Origin of the sequence: Streptomyces vulcanius (genome assembly GCF_042653945.1) — a bacterium.
In the GTDB taxonomy this organism is placed as follows: domain Bacteria; phylum Actinomycetota; class Actinomycetes; order Streptomycetales; family Streptomycetaceae; genus Streptomyces; species Streptomyces mangrovi.
In genome coordinates this window covers 99,030-114,671 of record NZ_JBHSFK010000026.1, presented here as the reverse complement: position 1 = coordinate 114,671, position 15,642 = coordinate 99,030, and the positions used below count along the sequence as shown (strand labels likewise).

Genomic DNA, 15,642 nt, shown 5'->3' with positions numbered 1-15,642 from the left:
CCCCCTCCCGGCGGGAGTCTCGAGGCAACACAGGAAGACCCCACCGAGGAGATGACCGAGATGAACACCCTGGCGAACTGGGACGGCGGCGGCCCCGGCCCCTGGATCCTGTTCTTCCCGCTGATCTGGGCGGCCGTGGCCGTGGGCGTCGTCACGCTCCTGCGCCGCACCGTGTGGCGCGGCCGTCGCGGCCCCTGGAACCCCGTCGACCGTCCCACCGGTGACTCGCCGCTCGCCGTCCTCGGCCGGCGCTTCGCCGCCGGCGAGATCGACGAGGACGAGTACTGGCGCCGGCTGTCCGTCCTGGACGAGCAGTTCGGCCGGTTCGATCGGAAGGGCGGTGCGTGATGACGACCGCGACCGCCACCCGGACGGCCGCCCGGGTCGTCGACGCCGTGAAGGTGTACGGCGTCGGCGACACCGCCGTACGCGCCCTGGACAGGGTGACCGTGGCCTTCCCGGCCGGACGGTTCACCGCGATCATGGGCCCGTCGGGCTCCGGCAAGTCCACCCTGATGCACTGCGCGGCCGGCCTGGACACCCTCACCTCGGGCACCGCCCACATCGGCGACACCGAACTCGGAGCTCTCGACGACCGCCGCCTCACCCTTCTGCGCCGCGACCGGGTCGGGTTCGTGTTCCAGGCGTTCAACCTGGTGCCCACCCTGACCGTCGAGGAGAACATCCGGCTGCCGCTGGACCTGGCGGGCAGCCGTGGCGAACCGGAGTGGATCGACGCCCTGGTGGACGTCGTCGGCCTGCGCGACCGGCTGCACCACCGGCCCTCGGAGCTCTCCGGCGGCCAGCAGCAGCGGGTCGCCGTGGCCCGGGCGTTCGCCGGCCGCCCCGACGTCGTGTTCGCGGACGAGCCGACCGGCAACCTCGACTCCCGCTCCGGGGGAGAGGTGCTGGGCCTGCTCGCCCATACCGTGCGCGAGACCGGCCGCACCGTCGTGATGGTCACCCACGACCCGGGGGCAGCCGCCCACGCCGACGAGGTCGTCTTCCTCGCCGACGGACGGCTCGTCGACCGGATGGAGTCCCCGACCGCCGACCGTGTCCTGGACCGCCTGAAAGCCTTCGAGGTGCCGTCATGAACGCCTCCCTCCGGCTCAGTCTCGCCTCCCTCCGCGCCCACAAGCGGCGGTTCGCCGGGACCTTCCTCGCCGTCTTCCTCGGCGTGGCCTTCCTGGCCGGGACGCTCGTCATGGGCGACACACTGCGCGCGAGCTTCGACTCCATGTTCGGCAGCGCGACCGCCGGCACGGACGCCGTCGTACGCGGCGCCGACGCCATCACCACCCCCGGCGAGAGCCGGGGCACGCGCAGGGCGGTCGACGCCTCCCTGGTCACCGCCGTCGAGGCCGTCCCCGGCGTCGCTGCCGCCGCCCCCGACATCCAGGGCGCGGGCCAACTCGTCGGCGGCAACGGCAGACCGATCGGCGGCCAGGGCCCGCCCACCCTCGCCGGCAACTGGATCGACGACCCGAAGCTCAACCCCTACCGGCTCGCCGAGGGCCGCGCCCCCGCACGCTCCGGCGAGGTCGTCGTCAACCGCGGATCCGCCGAGAAGGGCGGTCTGAAGATCGGCGACACCACCGTCCTGCGCACGCCGGACCCGGTGCGCGTGACGATCGTCGGCCTCGCGACCTTCGGCGGCGAGGACGGCATGGCGCAGGTGACCTACACCGGCATGACCCGCGCCGACGCCGAGAAGTACCTCACCGCCCGGCCCGGACAGGCGTCGGGCATCGTGGTGCGAGCCGACGCGGGCGTGAGCCAGCCGGAGCTGGTCGACCGGCTGACTCCCGTGCTGCCCAAGGGCGTTGAGGCCATCACCGGCCAGAAGGCGGCGCAGGAGAACACCGACATGATCGCCAGTCAGTTCCTGACGATCTTCACCACGTTCCTGCTGGTCTTCTCCGGAGTCGCCCTGCTCGTCGCGACCTTCTCCATCCACAACACCTTCGCGATCGTCGTCGCCCAACGCACCCGCGAGAACGCCCTGTTGCGCGCCCTGGGTGCCGCTCGCCGTCAGGTCACCTCGTCCGCCCTCGTCGAGGCGAGCGCCGTCGCGCTGACCGCCTCGGCGGCCGGACTCGCCGGCGGCATCGGTATCGCCGCCGGACTCCAGGCGCTGTTCCCGGCCATCGGATTCCCCTTCCCCGAGGGCGACTTGGTGATCAGCGTGCTGTCACTGGTCCTGCCGCTCGCGGTCGGCATCGTGGTCTGCCTGGGCTCCGCCCTGCTGCCCGCCGTACGCGCCGGACGTACCGCCCCGCTGGCCGCGCTGCGCGAGACCGCCGTCGACACCTCCGGCGCCTCCCGGACGCGCGCCGTCACCGGCACGGGCCTGGCCGCCCTGGCCGTCGCGGTCACTCTCACCGGCGTCCTGGTCGCCCCGTCCGGGTGGCTCGCGGGCCTCGGCGCCGTCCTCGCCCTGGCCGCCTTCGTCGTCCTCGGCCCGGTCGCCGCCGGCACCGCCGTACGCGTCCTCGGCGGTCCCCTCGACCGGCTCCGGGGCGTCACCGGCGGCCTCGCCCGGCGCAACGCCCTGCGCAGCCCCGGGCGGACGGCGGCCACCGCGAGCGCGCTGATGATCGGAGTGGCCGTGGTGTCCCTGTTCACCGTGTTCGGGGCCTCCCTCAAGGCCACCATGGACCAGACCGTCTCCCGCTCCTTCGCGGGCGACGTCGCCGTCAGCACCCCCTCCTTCGGCGCGGGTGGCAGCGGACTCAGCCCGAAGCTCGCGCCCGCCGTCGCCGCCCTGCCCGAGGTGGACACCGCCGTCGGACTCGGCCGCGGAGTCGCCGAAGTGGACGGCAAGGGGCGGGCGTTGACCGTCACCGACCCGAAGGCATTGGCCCGCACCTTCGACCTCGGCCAGGTGCGCGGCTCGCTCGCCGCCCTCGGCAGCCGCGGCCTCGCGCTGACCGAGACGGAGGCGGACCGGCAGGCCCTGCACGTCGGCGACCCGGCCCGGCTCACCTTCACCGACGGCCGGACCGAGACCTTCACCGTCCGCGCGGTCTACGACCGCTCCGAACTCGCCGGCGACTACGTCATCACCCGCGCGGCCTGGGCCCCGCACCGCACCCAGGACTCCGACACCCTGCTCGCCGTCTCCTTCAAGGACGGCGTGGGCACGGACACCGGCAAGGCGGCCGTAGAGAAGGTCGCCGCCGGCTACGGCAACCCCGAGGTGCAGACCCGCGCCGAGTACGCGCGGTCCTCGGCCGGCGGCCTCGACATGATGCTGACGCTCGTCTACGCCCTGCTCGCCCTCGCGGTCCTCATCGCGCTGCTCGGCATCGCCAACACCCTGACCCTGGCGATCCACGAGCGCACCCGCGAACTCGGCCTGCTGCGGGCCGTCGGCCAGACCCGGTCCCAGTTGCGGGCCATGGTCCGCTGGGAGTCCGTCCTGATCGCCGCGTTCGGTACGGCGGGCGGTCTGGTCCTCGGCGCATTCCTCGGCTGGGTGCTCGTGCGCGCCTCCGACGGGACGAGCGACAGCGCGTTCGCCTTCGCGGTGCCGCCCGCGCAACTCGCATTGGTGGCCCTGGTGGGCCTCGCCGCCGGAGCCCTCGCGGGCCTGCGCCCGGCCCGGCGCGCCGCCCGCCTCGACGTCCTGCGGGCCATCGCGACCGAGTGACGTACCCCTGGAGGGCAGGTCACCGCCCGGTCAGCCGACGACGGCGGACCGGGCGGGAGCGTGTGCGGGGCGGCCCGTGTCGACGCAGACCACCTCGGCGAACCGGGGCGCGAGCTGGTCCTTGGGGCTACGGCGCGGCGGACGCGCGGCCAGCTCCGGCGCGGCGACCGGCGCGGGCAGCGTGAACCAGACGACCTTGCCGGACTCGCCGTCCGGCCGGGCGCCCCAGCTCTCGCTCACCGCGGCCACCATCGCGAGCCCGCGCCCGCAGGTGGCCAGCACCCCGGCGTTCTCCACCTGGGGCAGCCGCGGATCGCGGTCGTGGACGGAGACCGTGAGCCGGTCGAGCAGCAGCTCCAGCTCCACGACGCATGTCTTGTCCGGCTGCGCATGCAGATGGACGTTGGTCAACAGCTCCGTCACACCGAGCGCGGCCCGGTCTATGAGCGGATCAAGATGCCAGTAGCGCAACTGCGCCGATACGATTCTGCGGACCTGGCCGATCCGCGACGGCAGGGCTTGGAGCTCCACCGTGCAGTGCCTGTTTGGGTTGCTGATCACGGCTGCGACTCCCCGACTGAGGTCCGGAAGAACACGGAGTTCGGATCGATCGAGCAGAGCTGCTGCGCAAGGCGGCGCCTGCCAAGGCCGGCGGGCTGGTTCGCAGCGTTATCGCCGGTAAACCCAGAGTGACGTGAGAACAGAGTGACTCAGGGGGTGCGGCTGCGCAACTCGCGGGGTTCTCCGCCGGCGGTGCGGTGTTGCAGGGCACGACGACTCGCCGGCCGCGTGCCGTGCGGTGCCTCATGGACCGCCGGCCGACCGCCGTACCGTCCGGCGGCTCAGCGGCCCCGGCCCGCCGCCTTGCGCACCGCCTCGATGAACCGGCGGGCCGCCGGTGGCCCCGGCTCGCCCGGAGCCGGGTCGTGCTCGCCGAGCTTCAGCAGATACCGGTTGCCGTTGAGGTCCGCCAGCGCCCGGTCCTCCGGGGCGAACCAGGGCCGGGAGGCCCTGACCGCCTGCACCGGCGCGCTGTCGATCTCGCTGCCGTAGCTGGTGAGCAACTCCAGCCTGCCGCCGCTGATCCGGACCTGTCCGGCCCGGGTGAGCGACCGCAGCCGCTTGCCGATGCGCACGCCGTTCGCCGTGAACTCCGGCTCCGCCATGGCTCCCCGCCCCCTTGCGGTCATCACTGATCGAAAGCCGATCGAAGCTGATCGAACTCGCGTTCACTGTCCGTGCTCCAGTGTGCGCCCCCTCCGGGACCGCGCGGTGCAGTCTGCCCGCGCCCGGCGTCGAGCACCAGTGCAGATGGCACGCCGACCCGGGGCTCGGGAAGCATTCGCGCGAATGCGCCCCCCGCCGCCCGCACCCGCCCCCCAGGGCCGCCTTTGAGGCCCCCAAAGGCGTGTTTATGCAGGTGAGAAGCGATACGGAAGGTGCCTATGATCGGTGTGTCGACCGCGCGACACGCCGTTTGCGCGAAGTGCGAAGGAGCCCCGCCGTGACCACCCCCCAGCCGACCAGGACCGGCACCACCCTCGACGTCGACCGCAGCGACACCGCCTACCGCGACTGGCTGAAAGAGGCCGTCCGCAGAGTCCAGGCCGACGCCAACCGCTCGGCCGACACCCACCTGCTGCGCTTCCCGCTCCCGGACACCTGGGGCATCGACCTCTACCTCAAGGACGAGTCCACCCACCCCACCGGCAGCCTCAAGCACCGCCTCGCCCGCTCGCTCTTCCTCTACGGCCTCTGCAACGGCTGGATCCGGCCGGGCCGCCCGGTGATCGAGGCGTCCAGCGGCTCCACCGCCGTCTCCGAGGCGTACTTCGCCAAGCTGATCGGGGTGCCCTTCGTCGCCGTCATGCCGCGCACCACGAGCCCCGAGAAGATCCGCCTCATCGAGTTCCACGGCGGACAGTGCCACTTCGTCGACGACTCGCGCACGATGTACGAGGAGTCCGCCCGCCTCGCGCGGGACACCGGCGGCCACTACATGGACCAGTTCACCTACGCCGAACGGGCGACGGACTGGCGCGGCAACAACAACATCGCCGAATCCATCTTCCGCCAGCTGGAGTCGGAGCGGTTCCCGGAACCCGCCTGGATCGTCGCCACGGCCGGTACCGGCGGCACCTCCGCGACCCTCGCCCGCTACGTCCACTACACCCAGCGCGACACCCGCATCTGTGTCGCCGACCCCGAGAACTCCTGTTTCTTCGAGGGCTGGACCACCGGCGACCCGGATGTCACCTGCGACTGCGGCTCGCGCATCGAGGGCATCGGCCGGCCCCGCATGGAGCCCAGCTTCGTACCGGGCGCCGTCGACCGCATGATGAAGGTCCCGGACGCCGCCGCCGTGGCCGCCGTACGGGCGCTGGAGCGGGCCATCGGCCGCAAGGCGGGAGGCTCGACGGGCACCGGACTGTGGAGCGCCCTCAAGATCGTCGCCGAGATGGTCGCCACCGGACGGCGGGGCAGCGTGGTCACCCTGCTCTGCGACCCGGGCGACCGCTACCTCGACAAGTACTACTCCGACGGCTGGCTCGCCGAGCAGGGCCTGGACATCGCCCCGTACACCGCCGAGATCGAGTCCTTGCTGGCGACCGGCGTGTGGCCGGAGTAGCGCTACGACGGCGCGGTGAGCCGGCGCTCCAGGGCCGTCACCGCGCCCCGGAAGGAGCGCCCCAGGCCGGGCCCGGCCAGCCGCAGACCGGCCCGGAACACGGCCGGTCCGTCCGCCGCGAACGTCCACTGCACCCGCGTCCCCGTGCCCACCGGCGCGAGCCGCCACTCCTCGACCAGGGCCCGGACGGCCGGCGCGTTGGTGACATCCACGCGATAGGCGTACACCTCGGACTCCTCGGCCGCGAGCACCGTCTCACGGAAGCGCGTACCGCCCCGCAGCCGTATGTCCCGTGCCGTTCCGCCGTCCAGCGGCCGGGCGGAGGACACCGCGGGGAACCACTCGGCCCACCCGGGCACGTCCTGTGCGAGCGCCCGGAAGACCCGCTCCGGGGAGGCGGAGACCTCACGGGCGAACACCAGCCGTACGGGAGCGGTTCCGACGAAGTCGAGCCCTTCGGGACGCAGTCGGCGAGCCATGCGCGCAACCTCCTCGGGACGAGGAAAACGGGTGCGTCACCCTAGCTGGCGACCCGTCAGAAGTCTTCCCCCGCAACGGACTCGGACTCGCCGGCCACCACCAGCTGCCGCAGCTGTTCCGAGATCTCCGCGCGAGCGTCGTCCGGCAGCCCGGAGTCGGTCACCAGCGTGTCCACCTCCTCCAGCTCGGCGAACGAACTCAGGCCCACCACACCCCATTTGGTGTGGTCGGCGACCACCACGACCCGGCGCGCCGACTGCACAAGGCGGCGGTTGGTCTCGGCCTCCGCCAGATTCGGCGTCGACAGACCCGCCTCCGCGGATATCCCGTGCACGCCGAGGAACAGCAGATCGAAGTGGAGCGCCTTGATCGCCTGGTCCGCGACCGGCCCCACCAGCGAGTCGGACGGGGTGCGCACCCCTCCGGTCAGCACCACCGTCGCCGCGCCCTGGCGCGGACCCGAGGTGCGCTGCGCGACATGGAAGACATCGGCCACCCGCACCGAGTTCGTCACCACGGTCAGGTCCGCCACGTCCACCAGCCGGTGCGCCAGCGCGTACGTCGTCGTACCGCCCGACAGTGCGATCGCACTGCCCGGCGCGACCAGCTCCGCGGCGGCCCGCGCGATGTCCTCCTTGGCGGTGAGCTCCAGGCCCGACTTCGCCTCGAAGCCCGGCTCGTGCGTGCTCGCCTCCACGACCGGTACGGCACCGCCGTGGACCTTCTCCAGGACGCCCTGCCGGGCCAGCGCGTCGAGGTCGCGGCGGACCGTCATGTCCGACACACCGAGCTTGCGCGTCAGCTCGTTGACGCGGACGCCGCCCCGGCGCCGTACCTCGTCCAGGATCAGGGCGCGGCGCTGCTCCGCGAGGAGGTTCTGATTCTCGCTCACGTACGCTCCGGTCCTTTCCTCAAACCGTCCGACATCCCCGCCCACCTGCTGTGACGAGGATTTTTCACCGTGGTCACCGCGCGTGGGCGTCCCATCCTCGCACGAGCGGGTGCCGGGCGGGCCACCGCCCCGACGCGTGCATGCCACCAGGGCGCCGTGATCTCCACGGCTGCCACGGACGGGTCACGGATCGGGGAGATTCCGTGACCGGAGGTGTATCAGGGCGCCGGAACGGAGATCCTGTCGCCGCACGGACACATGTCGACGGCGTGTCACGGGGAAGTGCGGACAGTGGAACGTTCCTCTGCGGGCAGAGCGGCCCTGGAGCTCCTGGTTCACGGCGTGGGCGGGGCCACGCCCGAGAAGATGCTGAACGATCCGCGCACGGTGCGGATCACCGGCGACGACACGGCGGCCGTGTTCCGGCGCGCCGACGACGCCACGGCGGACGCGGCGTCCGGCGGCCACGACGGCCGACCGGTCCCGGAGGCGTACGTCTGGTGCAATCTCACCTCCGGAAACGGCACCCGCGCCCTGTGGCTGTTACTGCTGCCGTTCATGGTCGTGAACCTCGCCCACTGGATGCGCCCGGCGGCCCGCGAGGGCACCCGCGCGGTCCGCCTCTACGGCCTGCTCGTCCGCCTGGCCGGTCTCAGCCTCACGGTGCTGCTGGTCGCCGCTGCCTGCGAGGTCGCCCTCGACCTCACCGCCTGGCAGTGCGCGGGCACCCGCGCCTGCTCCGACCGCCACTCCTGGCTGGCCTTCCTCTCCCCGGACGCCTCCGCCGACGGCTGGTGGAGCCCGCCGGGCCGCCGCCTCGCCCTCGCCGCCCTGGTGCCGACCGCCCTGACCGGCCTCCTCTGGTACCTCTCCCACCGCACCTGGCGCGCCTACGAGTCCCAGGAACCCCTCGACCGGACCCCCGAGCCCGAGGAAGGCCCCGGCCACACCGCGCTCAGCCGCCCCGGCTTCTGGTACGGCCGCCGCCTGGTCGCCCGCCTGCGCGCCGCGCACACCGCGGCGGGCCTGCTGACGGTGGCCGCGGCGGTCGGTACGGCGGCGGCGCGCGAGGACCGCCGCCCGGGCGGCCCGGCTCTCCTAGAGGCCCTCGGCCGGCTGCTGGAGGCATCCCTGGCAGGCGGCGCCCTCGCCGTGGTCTGGGTGGTGTGCCGGCGCGGACGCAGCGAGCGCCGCCTGGACCGCCGCCTCGACGCCCACCTCGTCCACCGCCTCCCCCTGGCCGCCCTGGTCCTCCTCGTCCTCACCCTGCTGTACGCCGGCTGGTCCCGCCCCGGCTGGCACTCCTCCGGCCGCCTCCCGGGCGACGCGACCTTCGGCACCCTCGCGCTCGCCCAGGGCGTCCTGGTGATCGCCGTGGCGGTGGTGGCGCGGGTACTGCACCGAGGGGCCGAGGACGGGCGGGCCGCGCTGCGGGGGCTCGGCGGGCCCGCCGTCGTGATGCTGGCCTGTGCGCTCGGCGGGGTGATGTCCGGCGGGGTGGCACAGCGGGTGTCGGACTGGCTCGACGGGACCGGGACCTTCCTCGACGGTCCGCCGGTGCTGCTGACCTGGCAGGCGTCAGTGATCCCCGTGGTGCTCGGCGTCCTGCTGGTCATGTGCGGGCTGCTCGGGCGGCGGGCCCTGCTGCTCACCCGGGTCGAGCGCGCCGCGGTGGCCCGGGACTACGACGTCCATCCCGGCGACCCGGCCCGCACCGGCCGTATCGCCCGCACCCGCGCAATGGCCACGCTGACCGACCGCGCCCCGCTCCTCGTCGCCGTCACCGCCACCAGCACCCTGCTCCTCGGCGCAGGCGCCCTCGTCGGCGCCTTCGGCACCACGAAGACCCCGGTGCGGGCCGCGCAGGAGGCCCCGACCTTCGTGCACGGCGCCGCCCAGACCGCGCAGGCCCTCGGCTCCTGGCTGATCGGACTCGGCTTCATACTGCTCGTCACCTGGGGCCGCCGCGCCTACAAGGACCCCTCCGCGCGGCGCACCATCGGCATCCTGTGGGACGTCGGCACCTTCTGGCCGCGCGCCGCCCACCCCTTCGCGCCGCCCTGCTACGCCGAGCGCGCGGTGCCCGACCTGACCTGGCGGATGGCCACCTGGACCCGGGCCACCGGCGGACGCCTGGTCATCTCGGGCCACTCGCAGGGCAGCGTCCTGGCGGCGGCCGCGGCCTGGCAGCTGAGCCCCGCCGACCGCGGACGCGTCGCCCTGCTCACCTACGGTTCCCCGATCGAGCGCCTCTACGGCCGCTGGTTCCCGGCCCACTTCGGCCCGTCCGCGCTCGTCGCCCTGCACGAGGACATCGACTGCTGGCGCAACCTCTACCGGCTCACCGACCCCATCGGCGGCCCCGTCCGCCTGCACGAAGTGGACCGCGAGCCCCTGGCGGACCCCCTGGCCTACGGCCGCACGGAGGAACATCCGCTGCCCGGCCCCGTCCTGGGCCACTCCGACTACCAGGCGGACCCGGCGTTCGCCCAGGAACGGGAACGGCTGCTCGCGAGACTCCAACGACCGGAGGTCCCGGAACCGCGCGCCCTCGCGGAGCCCTGAGGGCCCACTAGGGCAGCTCGGGCAGGTCCTCCGCGTACAGGAGGGTCAGGTCGTCCTTGCTGGGCTCCCGTACCTGCGCGACGCGGCTCGCGTGGCGTTCCACCATCGCCTCGAACGTCTGGCGTGCCGTGCGTCCGTTGCCGAAGGCGGCGCCCTTGGGGATCTCCGTGAAGTACTTCACCAGGGCCTCGGTGGCACCCGGCGCCAGCCGGTACTCGTGCTCCTCGGCCTGCTGCTCCACGATCCGCAGCAGCTCCTCGGGGCCGTAGTCGCCGAAGGTGATGGTCCGTGAGAAACGGGACGCCACACCGGGGTTGACGCTCAGGAAGCGCTCCATCTCCGCCGTGTACCCCGCGACGATCACGACCACGGAGTCCCGCTGGTCCTCCATCAGCTTCACGAGCGTGTCGATGGCCTCCTTGCCGAAGTCCCGGCCCGCGTCCTCCGGCGACAGCGCGTACGCCTCGTCGATGAACAGCACCCCGCCGTGGGCCCGTTGGAAGGCCTCCTGGGTGCGGATCGCGGTGGAGCCGATGTGCTCGCCGACCAGGTCGACCCGGGACACCTCGACGAGATGGCCCTTCTCCAGCACGTCGAGCGCGCGCAGGATCTCGCCGTAGAGACGCGCGACCGTCGTCTTGCCGGTGCCGGGGGAGCCGGTGAAGACCAGATGCCGTTTGACCGAGGCCGCCTTCAGGCCCGCCTGTTGCCGGCGCCGCCCGACCTCGATCATGTCGGTCAGCGCCCGCACCTCGCGCTTGACGCTGTCCAGGCCCACCAGCGCGTCGAGTTCGCCGAGCACGTCCTTCGACGTCCGCACCGAGAGACCCGGCTCGTCGCCGGCCGCGGCCGGCTGCGGCTCCGGCGAGGTCGCGCGCTGCTCGGGGACCGTCCCGAGGACACCGGACGACCGGTCGGCCGTCTGTACGACCGTCTCCACCGTCGCCGGCGTCCGTACGCTCGCGCTCTCGTCGCTCGTGCAGTCCTCGACCACGGGCCCCGAACCGGGCGTCGCGTCCGCCCCGGCGTCCGCGAACTCGTAACCCCCGCGCGCGCAGCGCTCCGTACGGCACTTGCGCAGCGTCGTACGGCTGCCGTCTATGACGTGGAAGCCGTAGCCGCCGCTGCCCGTCACCCGGCAGTTGAGGAAGCTGCCGCGGCCCCCGGCCGACACATAGAAGCCGGCCTCGGCGGGGGAGTCGACCGTGCAGCGCTCGACCGTCGGGTCGGCACCCTTGGTGACGATCACACCGGTCTGGGTGCCGTCCACCGTGCAGTTGTTGAGGGTGCCGCCGCTGCCGTGGTCGCGGAACCAGGCGCCGGTCGCCGCGTCCCGGATCCGGCAGTCGTCGAGCTGGGCCGTCGCCCCGTCGCTCACCGACACCGCCGTGTTGCGCACCTGGGACAGATCGCTGTCGACGACGTCCGCGCGCGAGCCCCGGTCGAGGACGAACAGCGCGTCCGGCACGTCGTGCACCCGGCAGGAGTCGAGGACGGCGGTGGCGCCGTCGCTGACCCAGACGGCCGGGTAGTCGCCGGTGCTGTCGAAGATCTCGCACTGGTTGGCGTCCACGCGCGTGCCCGGGTCCCACACCGACAGCCCGTTGCGCCCGAACTGACGCACGGTCGTGCGGGTCAGCGTCAGGACCGAGCGGGACCGCAGGTCGACTGCGTTCTCCGGGATGTCGTGGATCCGGCAGTCGGCCAGCGTGAGCACCGCGTCCGTGTCGAGCGTGACGCCGTCGGCGCTGGTGCGGTGCACATCGCAGTCGGTGAGATGGGCGGTGGCCCGTGCGGTGATCTGCACCCCGCTGCCGCGCACCTCGTAGATCTCGCAACCCACCGCTTCCAGCGAGGAGTTCTCACCGGTCGCGCTCAGACCCGTACCGGATGCATGGTGCACCCGGCAGCGCTCGAGCCGGGGGTGCGCGCCCCCGCGCACCGCGACGCCCGCCTGCCCGGCCGCGACGACCTCGCACTCCTCGAAGACCCCGCCGCCCCCGTCGACCACCGCGATCCCGATGCCCGCGGGGTTGTCGACCGAGCATCTCCGGACCGTGGGACGGGCGCCGCCGCGCACCTCGATACCGGCGGCGGACCGGGTGACGATCCGCAGGTCCAGCAGCTCCGGCGTGCCCTCCTCGACCAGCACCGCGGGCGCCGCCGCGTCCTGGCCCTCCACGTGCAGGTCCTGCACGACCGCCGAGGCACGCACCGTCAGCGGCACCCCGTCCACGGGCGCGATCCGCACGGACCCGGGGGAACCCTCGGGACCGCGCAGCGTCACCGCCCGCTGCACCACGAGGTTCTCCCGGTAGGTGCCCGGAGCGACGGTGAGGACGTCGCCCTCGGCCGCGGCCTCCAGGGCGGCGGCGAGCGATGCGTACTCACCTGTGCGGCGCCGCCACCTCGATGTGCCGGTGTGCGTCACCTGGACCGTGCCCTGTGCCATGGCGTTGCCGTGCCCCCACCTCGTCGTACGCGGGTCGATGCCGAATGGTTCGGCCGCACCACCGTAGCGCGCGCGAAGGCGGTGGGTTGACCAGAGACGTAAGGCCGTCAGCTGCCGGTGCCGGTGCGGCCCCAGTCCGGGCCCGCCCGGTCCCATGCCTGGTCCCAACGGGCGTACCGGCGGCGGACCATGCGCCAGACGACCAGCCGCCGCCCGCCCTCGACCGTGCCCGCCGTGAGCAGGGCCGCGCCGAACCCGGCCAGCACGGCGTGCGTCGTCGCCGTGGCGGAGTCCAGCGGGCGGGCCACCAGGCGGCCGTGGGCGTCCGTCCATATCTCGAAGTGGTCGCCGCGGTGCGGGGTCCGCACGCTCGAGAGGACCGTGCCGTGCTGCGCGGTGCCGTCCGGGGCGGTCCAGTCGGCGACCACCCGGCTGCGCGGCTCACGGCCCGTGACGGCCTCCGGGTCCACCTCCAGCGCCGAACCGTCGGCCTTCCGCGCGACGGTGGCCACGACCACGTGGCGGGACTGCCGCTGCTCGCGGACCGACTCCTGCAGGGCGCCCTGCGCGAGGGCGCCGACCAGCGAACCCACGACCGGCGCGACGAGAAGGACCAGCAGCAGCGCCGCCAGCGCGACCCACGCCTCGACCAGATCCGTCGTACGGCGCAGTGGATTGTGCCGCCAGCGCCAGATTCCGCCGATCGCTCGCACCGTCCCGCACCCCCTTCCCGCTCACCCGCGGCCGGGACCTCTCACGAACTTCTCATCCCAGCCCAACGATCCGGTGGGCGCCGGAGGTTCCCGCGGAGAGTGTTGCCCGGGTCACGGTCGGAACCGGGCGGAAAGAAACAGGCCGCCGCCGGGCGTGAGCCCGGCGGCGGCCTGTGCGAGGCGTGTTGATGGTGTCGCGTGACGACCTTCCCCCCGATGTCGTTCGGCGCTCGGTCCTGGTCTGTGGCCGGCCCCGACAACCCCGGGTCGGCTCAGTAGCCGCGGTACTGCTGGCTGTTGTACGGGTCCTGGTACTGGGGCGCGGCGGGGCGCGGCGCCGCAGGACGCATCGCCTCGTAACCCACGGGCGCCGCCGGGCGCGGCTGCTGCGGCATCTGCGCCCCCGGGTAGCCGCGTGGCGCGCCCCCCTGCGGCGGGATGTACGCCGCGGGGGCCTGCTGGAGCGGCGAAGGCTGCTGCGCCTGTGGGTAGCCGTACATCGGCTGGGACGGACCCGCCGGAAGGGCGGGCAGCGAGGACGGCAGCGCGGGCAGGTTGCCGCCCGGCGTGTCGTACGCCGCGGGGACTCGGATCGGGGCGATCTGCGGGGTCCCCCGCTCGGCCACGAGCGCGTCGTAGATCGGTGTGTCCGGGAAGGCGGAGTAGTAACCGCCATAGGTGGAGCGGGGGGAGGTCATACCACCTAAGTTAAGCCCACGATGTGCTGGTTGGGGAGACCGATAAGAGGGTTGTTTTCCGTGTCGGGGGTGGCCTTGGACCCCCAATGCGAGCGAACTTGGGAAAATAGGGCGGCGAGCCTCGTTCTCATCGTGTAAAGAGCGAGTTCCGCGCTGGTTACCGGGGGTTGGACGGCGGTGTTTCTGTGCTTTTCCCAAGCCGTCGCTGTTCCCCGGAACAGGTTGGCCGGGTAGACATCACCAGAGGGGGCGGACATGTCGATGCCGAAGGGATCCAACACCCCGGTGCCCACGACGGCACTGCGGGTCGAGCTGGGCTGGCGGTCGGGACCGGGGGCGCCCGACGCGGACGCCTCGGCGCTGCTGCTCGTGGGCGGCAAGGTCCGTTCCGACGCCGACTTCGTCTTCTACAACCAGCCCGCGCACTCCTCCGGCGCGGTCCGGCACGAGGGCAAGCGGCAGGACGGCGGCCGGGTCACCGACACCCTTCTCGTCGACCTCGCGCGCGTGGAGCCCGCCATCGAGACCGTCGTCCTGGCCGCCTCCGCAGACGGCGGCACCTTCGCCCAGGTCACCGACCTCTACATCGAGGTGCGGGACGCGGCCGGGGGCGGCTCGGTCGCCCGCTTCGACAGCACGGGCGCCACGGTCGAGACGGCCTTCGTGCTGGGGGAGTTCTACCGCCGCCAGGGCGCCTGGAAGTTCCGCGCCGTCGGCCAGGGGTACGGCAGCGGCCTCGAAGGGCTCGCCACGGACTTCGGGATCACCGTGGACGAACCGCAGCACACGGCACCGCCGACGCCCCCGCCCGCCACGCAGGCTCCGCCGCCCCCGCCGACCATGCCCGCCCTGCCGGTGACCGTGCCCCCGCCGGTGCCGCCCACCCCGCCTCCACCGCAGGCTCCGCCCGCCGCCCCGGTCCGGCTGAGCAAGGTGACGCTCACCAAGGCCGCCCCCTCGGTGTCGCTCGCCAAACAGGGCGGCACCTCGGGCACCATGCGCGTGAACCTCAACTGGGAGGTGCGCAAGCAGTTCTCGGGGTGGGGCGGCAAGCGTGGCCGCGCGGTCGCCCTGCACAACGACCTCGACCTCGACCTGTGCGCCCTGTTCGAACTCGCCGACGGCCGCAAGGGCGTGGTCCAGGCACTCGGCAACGCCTTCGGCTCCCTGCACCAACCCCCGTACATCCACCTCGACGGCGACGACCGCACCGGGGCGGTGTCCAGTGGCGAGAACCTGACCATCAACCTCGACCACAGGAACGACTTCCGGCGCATCGTCGTCTTCGTGACCGTGTACGAAGGCGCCCGCTCCTTCGCCGACCTGCACGCCACGGTCACCCTGCATCCGCAGTACGGCGCCCCGATCGACTTCTCCCTGGACGAGTGCACGGTCCCCTCGACCGTGTGCGTCCTCGCGCTCATCACCCACACCGGCGGTGACCTCATCGTGCAGCGCGAGGCCCGCTATCTGGTCCCGGACCGCGGGGTCAGCCCGCAGCGGACCGTCGACCGCGCCTACGGCTGGGGCATGAACTGGACACCGGGCCGCAAATAGC

Annotated in this window: 13 protein-coding genes; 6 read left to right on the top strand and 7 right to left on the bottom strand. The window is 73.1% G+C overall.

The annotated features are described in order from the left end of the window. Window positions 1-60: 60 nt before the first annotated feature. Genes ACFPIH_RS33955 through ACFPIH_RS33945 form a run of 3 tightly spaced genes read left to right on the top strand, consistent with a single transcriptional unit; the run spans window position 61 to window position 3,655 of the window. Window positions 61-348, top strand: coding sequence for an SHOCT domain-containing protein (locus tag ACFPIH_RS33955; RefSeq protein ID WP_381167524.1), 288 nt, complete (start codon window positions 61-63; stop codon window positions 346-348). After that, on the top strand, window positions 348-1,097 hold the full coding sequence (locus tag ACFPIH_RS33950; RefSeq protein ID WP_381166953.1) for an ABC transporter ATP-binding protein: 750 nt from the start codon (window positions 348-350) through the stop codon (window positions 1,095-1,097). Before ACFPIH_RS33955 ends, ACFPIH_RS33950 begins: the two co-directional genes overlap by 1 nt. Beyond that, on the top strand, window positions 1,094-3,655 hold the full coding sequence (locus tag ACFPIH_RS33945) for an ABC transporter permease (protein WP_381166951.1): 2,562 nt from the start codon (window positions 1,094-1,096) through the stop codon (window positions 3,653-3,655). The genes ACFPIH_RS33950 and ACFPIH_RS33945 overlap by 4 nt, the downstream gene beginning before the upstream one ends. 30 nt (window positions 3,656-3,685) lie before the next feature. Here the strand turns inward: ACFPIH_RS33945 and ACFPIH_RS33940 are convergent, their stop codons facing one another. Next, a complete protein-coding gene (locus ACFPIH_RS33940) occupies window positions 3,686-4,216 on the bottom strand; it encodes an ATP-binding protein (RefSeq protein WP_381166949.1) in 531 nt (176 codons plus the stop codon). Window positions 4,217-4,497: 281 nt separating this feature from the next. Further along, window positions 4,498-4,821, bottom strand: coding sequence for a hypothetical protein (locus ACFPIH_RS33935; RefSeq protein ID WP_381166947.1), 324 nt, complete (start codon window positions 4,819-4,821; stop codon window positions 4,498-4,500). A 338-nt stretch (window positions 4,822-5,159) separates the two neighbouring features. Here ACFPIH_RS33935 and cds1 point away from each other — a divergent pair, with 338 nt between their 5' ends. Then, the gene (cds1, locus tag ACFPIH_RS33930) at window positions 5,160-6,284 is read left to right on the top strand and encodes an L-cysteine desulfhydrase Cds1 (protein ID WP_381166945.1); all 1,125 of its coding nucleotides are present in this window, start codon (window positions 5,160-5,162) and stop codon (window positions 6,282-6,284) included. A 2-nt stretch (window positions 6,285-6,286) separates the two neighbouring features. Here cds1 and ACFPIH_RS33925 read toward each other — a convergent pair whose 3' ends face one another. Together ACFPIH_RS33925 and ACFPIH_RS33920 are read right to left on the bottom strand one after the other, a co-directional pair. Next, entirely contained in the window at window positions 6,287-6,763 is a 477-nt protein-coding gene (locus ACFPIH_RS33925; protein ID WP_381166943.1) for an SRPBCC family protein, read from the bottom strand. 56 nt (window positions 6,764-6,819) lie between these two features. After that, window positions 6,820-7,656 (bottom strand): DeoR/GlpR family DNA-binding transcription regulator, encoded by an 837-nt coding sequence (locus tag ACFPIH_RS33920; protein ID WP_381166941.1) that lies wholly within the window; start codon window positions 7,654-7,656, stop codon window positions 6,820-6,822. 258 nt (window positions 7,657-7,914) lie between these two features. On the opposite strand from ACFPIH_RS33920, the gene ACFPIH_RS33915 reads away from it, so the two are divergent. Beyond that, entirely contained in the window at window positions 7,915-10,221 is a 2,307-nt protein-coding gene (locus tag ACFPIH_RS33915) for a hypothetical protein (protein WP_381166939.1), read from the top strand. 7 nt (window positions 10,222-10,228) lie between these two features. Here ACFPIH_RS33915 and ACFPIH_RS33910 read toward each other — a convergent pair whose 3' ends face one another. The 3 genes from ACFPIH_RS33910 to ACFPIH_RS33900 all read right to left on the bottom strand — a co-directional run bounded on the left by ACFPIH_RS33910 (window position 10,229) and on the right by ACFPIH_RS33900 (window position 14,084). Then, window positions 10,229-12,673: a right-handed parallel beta-helix repeat-containing protein gene (locus ACFPIH_RS33910; protein WP_381166937.1), complete on the bottom strand. Its 2,445-nt coding sequence runs from the start codon at window positions 12,671-12,673 to the stop codon at window positions 10,229-10,231. A gap of 107 nt (window positions 12,674-12,780) precedes the next feature. Beyond that, the gene (locus ACFPIH_RS33905; RefSeq protein ID WP_381166935.1) at window positions 12,781-13,386 is read right to left on the bottom strand and encodes an Rv1733c family protein; all 606 of its coding nucleotides are present in this window, start codon (window positions 13,384-13,386) and stop codon (window positions 12,781-12,783) included. Window positions 13,387-13,658: 272 nt separating this feature from the next. Then, entirely contained in the window at window positions 13,659-14,084 is a 426-nt protein-coding gene (locus ACFPIH_RS33900) for a DUF6643 family protein (RefSeq protein ID WP_381166933.1), read from the bottom strand. A gap of 261 nt (window positions 14,085-14,345) precedes the next feature. On the opposite strand from ACFPIH_RS33900, the gene ACFPIH_RS33895 reads away from it, so the two are divergent. Then, the gene (locus ACFPIH_RS33895; protein WP_381167522.1) at window positions 14,346-15,641 is read left to right on the top strand and encodes a TerD family protein; all 1,296 of its coding nucleotides are present in this window, start codon (window positions 14,346-14,348) and stop codon (window positions 15,639-15,641) included. Window position 15,642: the final 1 nt, after the last annotated feature.